The sequence below is a fragment of the Kocuria gwangalliensis genome (genome assembly GCF_039544365.1).
Lineage (GTDB): Bacteria > Actinomycetota > Actinomycetes > Actinomycetales > Micrococcaceae > Kocuria > Kocuria gwangalliensis.
This window is the reverse complement of the sequence record NZ_BAABLN010000008.1, coordinates 83,115-96,075: the sequence shown is the minus strand read 5'-3', so window position 1 is coordinate 96,075 and position 12,961 is coordinate 83,115. Positions and strand designations below refer to the sequence as shown.

Here is a 12,961-nt window from a genome sequence, read left to right as displayed (position 1 = left end):
GTGAGTCAGCCACTCAAAGTTCTCTACGCCGGCACCCCGGCAACCGCCGTCATCCCGTTCGACGCGCTTCTCGAACGCAACGACCTGGACGTTGTCGCCGTGTTGACCCGCGAGGACGCCCCGGTGGGACGAAAAAAGGTTCTGACCCCGTCCCCGGTGGCACAGCGTGCCGAGGAACGGGGTATTCCCACGCTTAAGGCCAACCGCGCCACGGCCGAATTGGTCGAGCAATTGCGCGCCACGGGTGCCGACATCGCCGCCGTGGTGGCCTACGGTGCCCTGCTGCCGCGCCCCGTGCTGGATGTTTTCGAGTACGGGTGGATCAACCTGCATTTCTCGCTACTGCCGCAGTGGCGCGGGGCCGCCCCGGTGCAGCGGGCGCTCATGGCCGGTGACACGATGATGGGCGCCACCACGTTCGTCCTGGACGAGGGAATGGACACGGGGGACATCGTGGGAACCCTCACCGACCCGGTGCGCGCGGCTGATACCGCCGGATCCGTCCTGGAACGGTTGTCCCACAGCGGTGCGTCGTTACTGGCGGATTCGCTCGTGGCCGTGGCCACGGGCCAAGCCAAACCCGTGCCCCAGGAAGGGGAGGCCAGCAAGGCCCCCAAGCTCACCGGGCCCCAAGCCCGCATCGAGTGGAACCACCCTGCCGTGGCGATTTCCCACCACGTGCGCGGGGTGACGCCGGAACCGGGCGCATGGACGGACTATCACGGGCAGCGGATGAAAATCGACCGCGTGATCCCGACCCCCGAGGTCACGGGCCTGGCCCCCGGTCACGTGGCAGTGAGGGGCGACGCGGTTTACGCGGGCACCGGTTCCTACGCTGTGGAATTGACCCGTGTGCAGCCCTCCGGCAAGAAACCCATGGCCGCCCTCGACTGGGCGCGCGGTCAGCAACGCAGTGAACAGGTGGTCTTCGAATGAGCGAGCGCGGTTACCGCAACGCCAAAGGACATGAGCGCAACCGGCGCGCACAGAAAGATCGCCCGTTCTCGGCGCAGGCCCCGGGCCAGCGACGTCGCTTGTCGGACCCCGCGCGCTTGACGGCCTATCAGGCGTTGCGCGCGGTCAACGGCGAGGATGCCTACGGCAACCTGGTGCTGCCCCACTTGGTGCGCAAGAACCGGTTGGACAAACGCGACGCCGCCTTCGCAACCGAGCTGGCCTACGGCGCCATGCGCCGCCAGGGAACGTGGGATGCCGTCCTCGGACACTGCGTGGACCGTCCCCTCAAAGACCTCGACCCGCAGGTTCTTGACGCGCTGCGGCTCGGTGCCCATCAACTGCTCGCGATGCGCGTGCCGGATCACGCTGCCCTTGACGCAACGGTGGGTCTGGTGCGGGGGGAGATCGGTCAGGGCCCCGCCGGACTCGTCAACGCCGTGCTCCGCAAGGTCGCCCGTCAGAGCACCGAGGAATGGCTGGATCAACTCGAAGCCGCGGAGTCCGATGACCTGCGCAAACTGGGTGTCCGGTACTCGCACCCGGCGTGGGAAGTTCGTGCGCTGCGCCGTGCACTGCGCATGAGTGGACGCCCCCAGGAAGAAATTGTTGACCTCCTGGAGACCAACAACGCACCCGCGCGGGTGCACCTGGTGGCGCTTCCCGGGCTGGGTAGCTTGGCCGCCGCCCTGGATGCGGGTGCCACGCCCGGAACACTGGTGGCGGACAGCGCCGAGAGCGCCGGGGGAGACGTGCACCGGATTCCGGGAACCCGTGACGGCACCGTGCGCGTACAGGACGCCGGGTCCCAACTGGTGGCCCGAGTCATGGCCGACGTGCCGGTGGCGGATGACCAGGGAAAGTGGGCGGACTTCTGTGCCGGCCCCGGCGGCAAAGCATCCCTGCTGGCCGCCCTGGCGGATCAGCAGGACGCTCGCTTGTACGCCAACGAGGTCAGCGATCACCGAGCGGACCTCGTCGAACAGGCCCTCGGCGCCGTTCCGGACCGGGCCTGGACACTGCGCGTGGGGGACGGTCGTGACATCCCCGGAGAGATGCCGGGTGGTTTCGACCGTGTGCTCGTGGACGTGCCGTGTACGGGACTGGGCGCGCTGCGGCGTCGTCCGGAGGCCCGGTGGCGCCGCACACCCGCGGACGTGGCCGAGCTGGGCTCGCTGCAGCGTGAGCTCCTGAGCGCCGCTCTGGACTCCACCCGCCCCGGTGGTGTGGTGCTGTACGCGACCTGCTCACCGCACACCGCAGAAACCCTGGACGTGGTCTCGGACATCGTCACCGCGCGCGAGGACACCGAGATTCTGGACACCGGCGAATCCGCTCGCCGCGCCGCTCTGCCGGGTGCGTTCGAGGGAGACCGTCGCGCCGATCTCGAATGGCCCGAAGGCGGCACCAGCGTGCAGCTATGGCCCCACGTGCACGGAACCGATGCCATGTTCATGATCGCCCTGCGGAAGACCGCTTGACCCTCACCCTGGAGACACCATGAGCCGCTGCGCCATCCACCCGTCCATCCTGTCCGCTGACTTCGCTCACCTGGCCGATGAGCTGCAGCGGATCTCCCGCGCCGATGCCGCCCACGTGGACGTGATGGACAACCATTTCGTCCCGAATCTGACGCTGGGGTTGCCCGTGGTCGAAAGTTTGCGGAAGGTCAGCCCCGTTCCGCTGGACATGCACCTGATGATCGAGGATCCCGACCGCTGGGCACCCGCCTACGCGGAGGCCGGCTGCGCCTCGGTCACGTTCCACGCGGAGGCCGCCACCGCCCCCATCAAGCTGGCCCGCGAACTGCGGGCAGCCGGTGCCAAGGCCGGTCTGGCGGTGCGCCCGGCCACACCCATCGAGTCGTATCTGGATCTGCTGCCCGAGCTGGACATGCTGCTGATCATGACGGTCGAGCCGGGCTTCGGCGGCCAGAAGTTCCTGGACGTGACGCTTCCCAAGCTGCGGCGTGCGGCCAACGCCGTGAAGGCGTACGGGGGCACGGTGGCCCTGCAGGTGGACGGCGGGATCACGGAGGAGACCATCGTGCGCGCGGCGGAGGCCGGAGCGGACACGTTCGTCGCCGGCTCCGCGGTGTACGGCAAGGACGATCCGAGCGCCGCGATCGACGCGTTGCGCGAAACCGCGCGGGCCCATCGAAACGCGTGAATGACGCACCCCCGCGGCGGTCACACGCCTCGTGGGTGATGCGGTGCCGCGCGTGCGCATGCGAACTTTCGTACGGGACGCGCACGCCGTGGCATAATTCTGAGCACAACGTGTTCCGGGGTCGGTGTAAGTCCGAACCGGCGGTTACAGTCCGCGAACCGAGGAACGCCTGCCGCACAGAGTCACGCGGCGGTGCTGAATCGGCCGAACCGGTGAAATTCCGGTACCGACAGTCACAGTCTGGATGGTAGGCAACACGTGGATGTCGGCTCGGTGCCCTCAGATCGGGGGTCCCGTTGTGGTGCTCGTCATGTGAGCAACGACCGTCGTCCCCGCCCCGGAGCCACAAGGTTTGAGGGCGAGAGGAAGTTCCGTGGACGTTTTGCGCTGGTTGTTCGATGCGCAACTGCAGGTGGGCGACGGTTTCATCCTGTGGCGTGAAGTCCTGGGCAATGTGTTCGGTCTGCTGTCCGCACTCGGTGGGATGCGCCGCAAGATCTGGGCGTGGCCGGTGGGTATCATCGGCAACCTCATCCTGTTGACCGTGTTCCTGGGAGCGGTGTTCGACACCCCCAACCCGGTCAATTTACTGGGCCAGGCCGGCCGTCAGGTCATGTTCGTCGCCGTGTCCGTCTACGGCTGGGTGCAGTGGCGGCGTTCACGAGGGAATAGCCAGGCTGCGGTGACGCCTCGCTGGGCCACGGGTAAGGAACGCATTCTGCTGATCGTCGCCCTGGTGTTCGGCACCGCACTCCTGACCCCTGTTTTCCGGGCTCTGGGTTCCTACGAACCGGTCTGGGCGGACGCCTGGATCTTCATGGGCTCCCTGCTGGCCACCTACGGTATGGCCAAGGGCTGGGTTGAGTTCTGGTTGATCTGGGTGGCCGTGGACCTCGTGGGTGTCCCGCTGCTGTTCTCCGCCGGTTATTACGCTTCGGGTCTGATGTACGTCTTTTACGGAGCGTTCACCCTGGCCGGCTTCTTCGTGTGGTGGCGGGTGAACTCCAACCAACGCAAACGCGCCATCGTGGAGACGGGGTTCCCGGACCTGCACCTGAAAATGGGTGACGTCCCCAAGTGACCTCTGCTGTCCAGCCCACCGCACACCATGACTTCTCGCCCGCCGAACGAGACGCCATGGCCGCCGCCTTGAACGCCGCGACCCTGGGCGTGCGAGGCACCAACCCGGTGGTGGGTGCCGCTCTGCTCAGCCCTGACGGCCGGATCCTGCATGTGGGACATCATCGCGGGGCGGGAACCCCCCACGCCGAAGCGGATGTGCTCGCCCGCGCACACCAGGCCGGCACAGACCTCACGGATGTGACCATGGTGATCACCTTGGAACCATGCAACCACACGGGACGCACCGGGCCGTGCTCGCGGGCGATCCTGAATGCCGGCATCCAACGCGTCATCTTTGCGGTTCACGACGGAACGGATGCCGCCAGCGGGGGAGGAACGTTCCTCGCCGACCACGGTGTCTCGGTGCGCCACGGTCTCATGTCCGAGCAGGCCACCGACCTCAACGACCGCTGGTTCATGGCGCAGGCCCGCAACCGGCCGTTCGTGACGCTCAAGATCGCCCAGTCCCTGGACGGTAAGGTGGCCGCCCCGGACGGAACCAGTCAATGGATTACCGGCGCGTGCGCCCGTCAGGCGGGGCATTCGATCCGCGCCCGGGTGGATGCGATCCTTGTGGGCGGCGCCACCGCTCGTACGGACAACCCCACCTTGACGGCCCGCGACGGTGACGGAACCCCGTTCGATCACCAGCCCTTGCGAGCGGTCATGTCCCGCACCCCGGTGGCTCATGACGCGCGGGTCCGGCGCGGTGTGGGAACCCCCGGCGGCAGCGAACCGGCCACCGACGGCCGGTTCGTGTGGCTCGACACCCACGACCCCGGCCACGCCCTGGCCCGGTTGGGCGCGTTGGGTGTTACCCACGTTCTGGTCGAAGGCGGTCCCACGGTCAGCGCAGCATTCCTCGCCGCGGACCTCGTGGACGAACTGTGGCTGTACCAAGCCCCTCTGATTCTGGGCGCCGGCACACCGTCGCTGGCGTCCGCGCCCACACAGACCCTCGCCGACGCCGCCCGTTGGCGTTCCGATCCCGTGGCCGGACCTCCGGTGCGCACCCTGGGAGAAGACGTCGCGTGGCATTTACGACCCGCACCGGTCTCGGCCTCTCAGTAGTTCAGCACGAAGGAGCAGCACATGTTTACCGGAATTGTCGCGGCGCAGGCCACGGTGGAGCGGATTGAACGACTCGCCGAGGACGCCGCTCGGCTGCACGTGGCCGCCGGTCGGATCATTGCCGACCTGCCGCACGGTGGGTCGTTGGCGGTCAATGGGGTGTGCCTCACGGCCGTGCCCGCACCCCAGGCCGGAACCGGCCGGTTCACCGCGGACGTCATGGGAGAGACCCTGCGGCTTACCACGCTGGGCGCCTTGGCGGAAGGCGAAAGCGTCAACTTGGAACGCTGCACCGCGGCCGGTGACCGACTGGACGGCCATGTGGTGCAGGGCCACGTGGACGGTGTGGGCACGGTGGTGTCTCGCGTGGCGCACACCGGGTGGCACACCCTGCGCATCCAGGTGCCCACCGAGCTGGCCAAATACATCGCCGTGAAGGGATCCATTGCCGTGGACGGTGTGTCCCTCACCGTGACCGCCGTCAACCCCGCCGCGGAGTCACCCGCGTGGTTCGAGGTGGGTTTGATTCCCGAGACGCTGCGCGCCACCACGCTGGGGCGCCGCACGGAGGGGTCGGCGGTGAACCTCGAAGTGGACGTGCTCGCCAAGTACGCCGAGCGCCTGGCCGCGTACGCGGCACCTGCGGCGCCGGCCACGGTGCGCCTGGACCCCGTGCCCGCTGCCATCTCCGCGATTGCCGCGGGCCGCGCCGTGGTGGTCGTGGACGACGAGGACCGCGAGAACGAAGGTGACCTGGTGTTCGCCGCACAGCACGCCACTCAACAGCTCATGGGGTTCACCATTCGCCACAGTTCAGGGGTCGTGTGCATCCCCATGCCGCACGAACGAGCCGATGCCCTGGCCCTACCGCCCATGACCGCGCACAACGAGGACGCCAAGGGCACCGCCTACACGGTGACGTGTGATGCCCGCGCGGGCGTGAGTACGGGCATCAGCGCGGCAGATCGCGCCCTGACCGCACGTTTATTGGCCGATCCCGGCACCGGACCGGCCGAGCTGACCCGCCCCGGTCACATCCTGCCGCTGCGCGCCGTGGACGGCGGCGTGCGTGTGCGTCGCGGTCACACGGAGGCTTCCGTGGACCTGGCTCGCCTGGCCGGATGTGAGCCGGTGGGAGCCATTGCGGAAATCGTGGATGACCAGGGAGAACTGCTGCGTGCGCCCGCGTTGCGCGAGTTCGCGGACCGGCACGGTCTATTGCTGATCAGCATCGAGGACCTCGTGGCGCACCTGGACCAGCGTGCGGTGGGTGAGGCCGCGGCGTCGTCGGCGCAGGCCCCTGCGGACAGGGGGGACCTGTCCGCATGAGTGCGACCCCCGAAACACTGGATCACTCCGAAGCGGTGAGCGTCCCCACCGAATTCGGTACGTTCTCCGTGATGGGTTGGCTGGTCCCAGAACCCAGCGGCAGAGCAGCGGCCGAACACGTGTCCCTGAGCGCTGCGCCCACGACCGCGGAGGAAGCTGCCAAGCCGCCCCTGGTGCGATTGCATTCCGAATGCATCACCGGAGACGTGTTCGGCTCATGGCGCTGCGACTGCGGACCCCAACTGCACCTGGCCCTGGAACGGATCGCCAACCACGGCGGAACCGTGTTGTACCTGCGCAACCACGAGGGGCGTGGCATCGGCCTGATCAATAAACTGCGCGCCTACAAACTCCAGGACGGCGGGGCGGACACGGTCGAGGCCAATACGATGCTCGGCCTGCCCGCTGAGGCCCGCGACTACAGCGCCGCCGCGAGGATCCTCAAGGAAATGGGATTGACGCGCATCCGGCTGTTGACCAACAACCCGGACAAGGTCCGCAAGCTGGAAGACCTGGGGATCACCGTGGCGGCCGTTGTCGCCCACGAGGTACCACCCCGGGAAGAAAACCTCCGGTACCTGCTCACCAAGCGCGACCGGATGAATCACCGCCTGACCGAGCTCACCTCGAGCGACTTCGGCACCCCGACACTGAGCACCCAACAGCACAGCACCCCGAATTTCAACACCCCGAATCACAGCACAGGAGAACAATCATGAGCGGACACGGCGCCCCCGTCACCCATGCCGGCGAACTCGACGGAACCGAACTCACGGTCGCGGTCGCCGCGGCCAGCTGGCACGACACGATCATGGCCGGACTGCTGGACGGTGCCCGGCGCGCCCTCCGGGACGCCCGCGTGGGCAATGTGATCGAAGTGCGCGTGCCGGGAAGTTTCGAGCTGCCGGTGGCCGCGCGTCGTGTGGCGGAGCGGGCAGACGCCGTGGTGGCCCTGGGCGTGGTCATCCGCGGTGGCACCCCGCACTTCGACTACGTGTGCTCCGCCGCCACCACGGGATTGACCGACGTCTCCGTGGTGAGCGGTAAGCCGGTGGGTTTCGGTGTCCTCACGTGCGACACCGAGGAACAGGGCCTGGACCGGGCGGGGCTGGAGGGCTCCAACGAGGACAAGGGGTACGAGGCCGCCGAGGCCGCCGTGCGCACCGCTCTGACGCTGCGCGGGCTGGGGGTCTGAGACCCCGAGGCCACAGCGGTTCAACCGATAGGGCGCGAACCCATTACCCTAAAGGGGTGAAGACCTTCGAAGCCCTGTTTGCCGAAATCACCCAAAAAGCCGCTGATCGTCCGGAGGGTTCCGGAACCGTCAAAGAATTGGACTCGGGAGTCCACGGCATCGGCAAGAAGGTTGTAGAAGAGGCCGCCGAAGTCTGGATGGCGTGCGAATACGAAACCAATGACCAGGCGGCCGAGGAAATCTCGCAGTTGCTGTATCACCTGCAGGTCATGATGGTGGCCAAGGGTCTGCGTCTGGAAGACGTCTACAAGTACCTGTGATCCGCGGCCGGTCACGGCCCACCCCATTCCACGCCTTTCGGAAAGGAACCCCATGCTGCGAGTTGCCGTGCCCAATAAGGGCGCGCTGTCCGAAGCTGCCATCACCATGCTCACCGAAGCCGGTTACCGGCAACGGCGCAGCAGCCGCGACCTGGTGTTGGTCGACAACGACAACAACGTCGAATTCTTCTACCTGCGGCCGCGGGACATCGCCATTTACGTGGGCGGCGGCACCCTGGACCTGGGGATCACCGGCCGCGACCTGTTGCTCGATTCCGGGGCCGAGGCCCTGGAGGACCTGGGCCTGGACTTCGCCCGCTCGACCTTTCACCTGGCCGGTCCCACGGGCCAGTTCGATTCCGTCAAGGAACTTGAGGGCAAGCGCGTGGCCACCAGCTATGAACTGCTCCTGAGCAAGTACCTCGAGGACCAGGGCGTCAACGCCGAGGTCGTGCGCTTGGACGGGGCCGTGGAGTCATCCATCCGCCTGGGTGTGGCGGATGCAATTGCGGACGTCGTGGAGACCGGCAACACGCTGCGTGCCGCCGGCCTGGACATCTTCGACCAGCCGATCATGCGCTCCGAGGCCCTGCTGATCCGCCGTCAGGATCAGGGGGAGCCCGAGGGTCTTGAGGTGCTGCGCCGTCGGTTGCGCGGCGTACTCGTGGCCCGGCAGTACGTGATGATGGACTACGACATCTCCGAGGATTTCCTGGATGCCGCCACGCAGATCACCCCGGGGATGCAGAGCCCCACCATTTCCCCGCTGGGACGTGATGGTTCGGTGGCAGTGCGGGTCATGGTGCGCAAGAGCGACACCAATAAGATCATGGACGCCCTCTACCAGGCGGGAGCCCGAGCCATTCTGGTCTCGCCCATTCAGGCAGCCCGGATCTAGGGTTCGGTCACCGTTTCAGCAAGTAGTTAGGACAGCACTATGGGTGTGGCCGTACGAGTGATCCCGTGTCTCGATGTTGACGCGGGTCGCGTGGTCAAGGGCGTGAACTTCGAGAACCTGCGCGACGCCGGTGACCCGGTGGAACTGGCCGCCCGGTACAACCTGGCCGGTGCCGATGAGCTCACCTTCCTGGACGTCACGGCGTCCTCGAGCGACCGGGTCACCATGTTCGACGTGGTGTCCCGCACCGCGGAACAGGTGTTCATCCCGCTGACCGTGGGGGGCGGCGTGCGCACCGCGGATGACGTCGACCGTCTCCTCCGCACCGGTGCGGACAAGGCGTCGATCAACACCGCCGCGATCGCCCGGCCCGAGGTCATCAACGAGATCACCAATCGCTTCGGCAATCAGGTGCTCGTGCTCTCGTGCGACGCCAAACGGACGGCCAACACGCCGTCGGGCTTCGAGGTCACCACGCACGGTGGCCGCCAGCTCACCGGTATCGACGCCCTGGACTGGTGCCGGGAGGCCGAGGAACGCGGAGTGGGGGAGATCCTGCTCAATTCCATGGACGCGGACGGCACGCGCGAGGGTTTCGACCTCGACATGATCCGCGCGGTGCGCGACCGCGTGTCGGTGCCGTTGATCGCCTCGGGCGGCGCCGGGGCCCCCGAGCACTTCCCGCCCGCCGTGGCAGCCGGGGCCGACGCCGTTCTGGCCGCCTCGGTCTTCCATTTCGGTCCCGTGGGTGCGATCGCCGACGTCAAGGACGCCCTGCGCGCAGCCGGATACGAGGTGCGCTGATGCGAACGGAAGAGGTGAACGCCGTGGAAAACACGCCCCGAGAATTTTTCGACAGTCACCTGGACCCCGAGGTCGCGAACCGTCTCAAACGGGATGCGTCCGGACTGGTGGCCGCCGTGGTCCAACAGTTCGACACGGGAGAGGTGCTCATGCTCGGTTGGATGAACGATGAAGCCCTGCACCGCACCCTCACCGAAGGCCGGGCGACCTACTGGTCCCGGTCGCGCCAGGAGTACTGGCGCAAGGGTGATACCTCCGGCCACATTCAACGGGTGCATTCCGTCAGCCTCGACTGCGACGGCGATGCACTGCTCGTCAAAGTCGATCAGTCGGGCGCCGCGTGCCACACCGGAACACGCACGTGCTTCGACGATCGAGACCTGAACGCTCAACAGGCGGTTTAAATGCAACAACTCGGCACCATCACCCCCACCCTGCAGGAGTTCCGCGAGTACGCGACAACGCGCCGTGTGATCCCCGTGCGCACCACCGTGCTCGCGGACTCCATGACACCCATTGGTCTGTACCGCTCGCTCGTGGTGCGCGGTGGCAAGCCCGCACCGGGCACGTTCCTGCTGGAATCCGCCGCCGAGGGCGGCGTGTGGTCGCGGTACTCCTTCGTGGGGGCCCGATCGTTCGCCACCCTCACCGCCCAGGACGGCCAGGCCCACTGGCTGGGGGAGGCCCCGGCCGGCGCACCCGTGGACGGTGACCCGTTGCAGGCGCTGCGCGCCACCATGGATTTATTGCACACCGAACCCTTCGAGGGCGTGCCCCCCCTGACATCGGGCATGGTCGGCTTCGTGGGCTGGGAGGCCGTACGCCGGTGGGAGAGACTGCCCCACCCGCCCGAGGACGACTTGCGCATGCCCGAGCTGGCCATGAATCTAGTCGCGGACATGGCCGTGCACGACAGCACCGAGGGCACCGTGATGCTGGTCGCCAACGCGGTCAACGTCAACGGCACCGATGACAACGTGGACGCCGCCTACCACGACGCCGTCTCCCGCCTGCGTGACATGGTCACCCGGTTGGCGACCCCGCTCGAACGTTCCACGGTCTCGGTCATGGACCCCCACGCCCAGGACATCACGGACGTCGAGGGTGCGGCCCGTCAGTCGTGGGACCGCGCGCTGTTCATCGAAGCGATCAACCGCGCCAAGACGGCGATTGTGGACGGCGACATCTTCCAGGTGGTCGTTTCCCGCCGTTTCGAGGCCGAGTGCCGCGCCGACGCGCTGGACGTCTATCGGACGCTGCGCCGGATCAATCCCAGCCCGTACATGTACCTGTACGCCTTCGAGGACGCGGACGGGCGGCCGTACTCCATTGTGGGTTCCTCACCGGAAGCCCTGGTCACCGTGACCGGACGGCAGGCCATGACGCACCCGATCGCGGGTTCGCGTCCGCGCGGGGCCACCGTGGAGGAGGATTTGGCGCTGGGCCACGATCTGCTCGCGGACGAGAAGGAACGCGCGGAGCACCTCATGCTCGTGGATCTGGCCCGCAACGACCTCTCCAAGGTGTCCGTGCCCGGTTCCGTGGACGTGAGCGAGTTCATGGAAATCGAACGTTTCAGTCACATCATGCATTTGTGCTCCACGGTGGTGGCCAGGATGCGCGAGGACGTGTCCGCGTACGACGTACTGGCCGCGACCTTCCCGGCGGGCACGCTGTCCGGGGCGCCCAAACCCCGGGCGCTGCAGCTGCTGGACGAGTACGAACCCCTGCGTCGCGCCGTCTACGGAGGTGTGGTCGGATACATGGATTTCGCCGGAAACATGGACATGGCCATAGCCATTCGCACCGCGCTCCTGATCAACGACACGGCCTACGTCCAGGCGGGCGGCGGTATCGTGGCTGACTCGGACCCCGAAACGGAAGCCCTCGAGTCACTCAACAAGGCCACGGCGCCCCTGCGCGCGGCCCTGGTGGCCGAGTCCCTCCGCGATCTTTCGCGCTGAGTTTCCGCCACCAACAGCAGTAGAAAGGACCACCGTGTTGCGTCGTACGGCTCCTGCGGTTCTGGCCACCCTCGTGTGCGCGATCGGTCTGTTCGCAGCCTCCGCAGCCACGTGGATCCACGCCACGGTCGAGACCACCCTGCAGCCGCTCACCGTGGACGTCGCCGGTTCCGACGCCGCCCCGGCCGTGACGGCACTGGGTCTCGTGGCGGGAGCGGCCGCGGTCGCTTCGACCCTGGCGGGCCGGGTGCTGCGCACCATTGTGGGTGCCGTGGTTTCCCTGGCGGGGGTCGGCGCGATCTTCGCAGTGCTGTCGGTCACGGCGGATCCGGAGAATGCCTCCCGCGGGGCGGTGGGAACTCAGACCGGGGCCGTGGGCATCGGCGGCGAGTATGCCGTCACCGCCTTCCCCTGGTTGGCCCTGGCGGCCGCGGCCGCCCTGATCCTGTGCGGCATCTGGCTCATGCTGGTGGCCCGTAACGCGGGCCGGAAGGCGGGACGGCGCTACGACCGCGACGCCCTGGCCGGCAACAAGGCGGCGTCGGCGGATGAGAACGTGACCAGCACGCACTCCGACGACATCGACGCCTGGGATGCTTTCACACGCGGCGAGGACCCCACGCGGGGGCCGTGACCGGTCAAGTAACCTGCGCGTGGTGCTGAACCATCAAGGACCGCGGTAATGGCACAATGGGATCAAGGAAATCACCGGTGCGCTCGACCGCGCGCCCATCACTGTATGAGCCCTGCGGCTCAACCGGCACGGGAGAGTTGACACACATGTCGAACACCAACCAAGTCATCCTGGACCACACGAGCGCCGTCGGTCACGGCAACACCGTTGCCGCGTGGGCCTGCGTCGGCATCATGGCGGTCGGCGTGATCGTCGGTTGCGTGGGCTTCACCATTGCATCGACCCCCGTCACCGTGGTAGGAATCGGTTTGATCGTCGTTGGTCTGATCGTGGGCGCCGTGCTCAAGAGCATGGGTCACGGCAAGGGCAGCGAGAAGCTCAACCACTGAACCACGTGCTCTCAGCGCCCGTGCGCGTCTCGCGCGCGGCCGGTTCACCAGACCATGACCAGTTCCCAGCGGCACGGAACTGGTCATCGTCATACGGGCGGGTTGTGACCGT

Annotated in this window: 15 protein-coding genes and 1 riboswitch; all 15 genes read left to right on the top strand. The window is 67.3% G+C overall.

The genetic code is table 11. The features are described 5' to 3' along the window. The 15 genes from fmt to ABEA06_RS03630 all read left to right on the top strand — a co-directional run bounded on the left by fmt (position 1) and on the right by ABEA06_RS03630 (position 12,849). Entirely contained in the window at positions 1-936 is a 936-nt protein-coding gene (gene fmt, locus ABEA06_RS03700) for a methionyl-tRNA formyltransferase (RefSeq protein ID WP_345310596.1), read from the top strand. Next, positions 933-2,435, top strand: coding sequence for an RsmB/NOP family class I SAM-dependent RNA methyltransferase (locus tag ABEA06_RS03695; protein WP_345310595.1), 1,503 nt, complete (start codon positions 933-935; stop codon positions 2,433-2,435). The genes fmt and ABEA06_RS03695 overlap by 4 nt, the downstream gene beginning before the upstream one ends. Before the next feature lie 19 nt (positions 2,436-2,454). Next, positions 2,455-3,123, top strand: coding sequence for a ribulose-phosphate 3-epimerase (gene rpe, locus ABEA06_RS03690; RefSeq protein WP_345310594.1), 669 nt, complete (start codon positions 2,455-2,457; stop codon positions 3,121-3,123). Between the two features lie 106 nt (positions 3,124-3,229). Then, positions 3,230-3,385, top strand: a riboswitch (FMN riboswitch). A gap of 111 nt (positions 3,386-3,496) precedes the next feature. Next, positions 3,497-4,204 (top strand): nicotinamide riboside transporter PnuC, encoded by a 708-nt coding sequence (pnuC, locus tag ABEA06_RS03685; protein WP_303381844.1) that lies wholly within the window; start codon positions 3,497-3,499, stop codon positions 4,202-4,204. Then, positions 4,201-5,316, top strand: coding sequence for a bifunctional diaminohydroxyphosphoribosylaminopyrimidine deaminase/5-amino-6-(5-phosphoribosylamino)uracil reductase RibD (gene ribD, locus ABEA06_RS03680; RefSeq protein ID WP_345310593.1), 1,116 nt, complete (start codon positions 4,201-4,203; stop codon positions 5,314-5,316). Before pnuC ends, ribD begins: the two co-directional genes overlap by 4 nt. 21 nt (positions 5,317-5,337) lie before the next feature. Next, a complete protein-coding gene (gene ribB, locus ABEA06_RS03675; RefSeq protein ID WP_345310592.1) occupies positions 5,338-6,645 on the top strand; it encodes a 3,4-dihydroxy-2-butanone-4-phosphate synthase in 1,308 nt (435 codons plus the stop codon). Continuing rightward, on the top strand, positions 6,642-7,364 hold the full coding sequence (gene ribA / locus ABEA06_RS03670) for a GTP cyclohydrolase II (protein WP_345310591.1): 723 nt from the start codon (positions 6,642-6,644) through the stop codon (positions 7,362-7,364). The genes ribB and ribA overlap by 4 nt, the downstream gene beginning before the upstream one ends. Beyond that, positions 7,361-7,840, top strand: coding sequence for a 6,7-dimethyl-8-ribityllumazine synthase (ribH, locus tag ABEA06_RS03665; protein ID WP_345310590.1), 480 nt, complete (start codon positions 7,361-7,363; stop codon positions 7,838-7,840). Before ribA ends, ribH begins: the two co-directional genes overlap by 4 nt. Before the next feature lie 56 nt (positions 7,841-7,896). Continuing rightward, positions 7,897-8,160, top strand: a complete 264-nt coding sequence (locus ABEA06_RS03660) for a phosphoribosyl-ATP diphosphatase (protein WP_345310589.1) — start codon at positions 7,897-7,899, stop codon at positions 8,158-8,160. A gap of 52 nt (positions 8,161-8,212) precedes the next feature. Then, complete coding sequence (gene hisG / locus ABEA06_RS03655; RefSeq protein ID WP_303381850.1) at positions 8,213-9,058, top strand: ATP phosphoribosyltransferase; 846 nt, start codon at positions 8,213-8,215, stop codon at positions 9,056-9,058. Between the two features lie 39 nt (positions 9,059-9,097). Beyond that, positions 9,098-9,862, top strand: coding sequence for an imidazole glycerol phosphate synthase subunit HisF (gene hisF, locus ABEA06_RS03650; protein WP_312396522.1), 765 nt, complete (start codon positions 9,098-9,100; stop codon positions 9,860-9,862). Further along, positions 9,862-10,266: a phosphoribosyl-AMP cyclohydrolase gene (gene hisI, locus ABEA06_RS03645; RefSeq protein WP_303381852.1), complete on the top strand. Its 405-nt coding sequence runs from the start codon at positions 9,862-9,864 to the stop codon at positions 10,264-10,266. The genes hisF and hisI overlap by 1 nt, the downstream gene beginning before the upstream one ends. Beyond that, on the top strand, positions 10,267-11,826 hold the full coding sequence (locus ABEA06_RS03640; protein ID WP_345310588.1) for an anthranilate synthase component I: 1,560 nt from the start codon (positions 10,267-10,269) through the stop codon (positions 11,824-11,826). It begins immediately after the preceding gene. Between the two features lie 34 nt (positions 11,827-11,860). Continuing rightward, positions 11,861-12,460: a Trp biosynthesis-associated membrane protein gene (locus tag ABEA06_RS03635; RefSeq protein ID WP_345310587.1), complete on the top strand. Its 600-nt coding sequence runs from the start codon at positions 11,861-11,863 to the stop codon at positions 12,458-12,460. 146 nt (positions 12,461-12,606) lie between these two features. After that, positions 12,607-12,849 (top strand): HGxxPAAW family protein, encoded by a 243-nt coding sequence (locus ABEA06_RS03630; RefSeq protein ID WP_303381855.1) that lies wholly within the window; start codon positions 12,607-12,609, stop codon positions 12,847-12,849. The last annotated feature ends 112 nt before the right edge of the window (positions 12,850-12,961 follow it).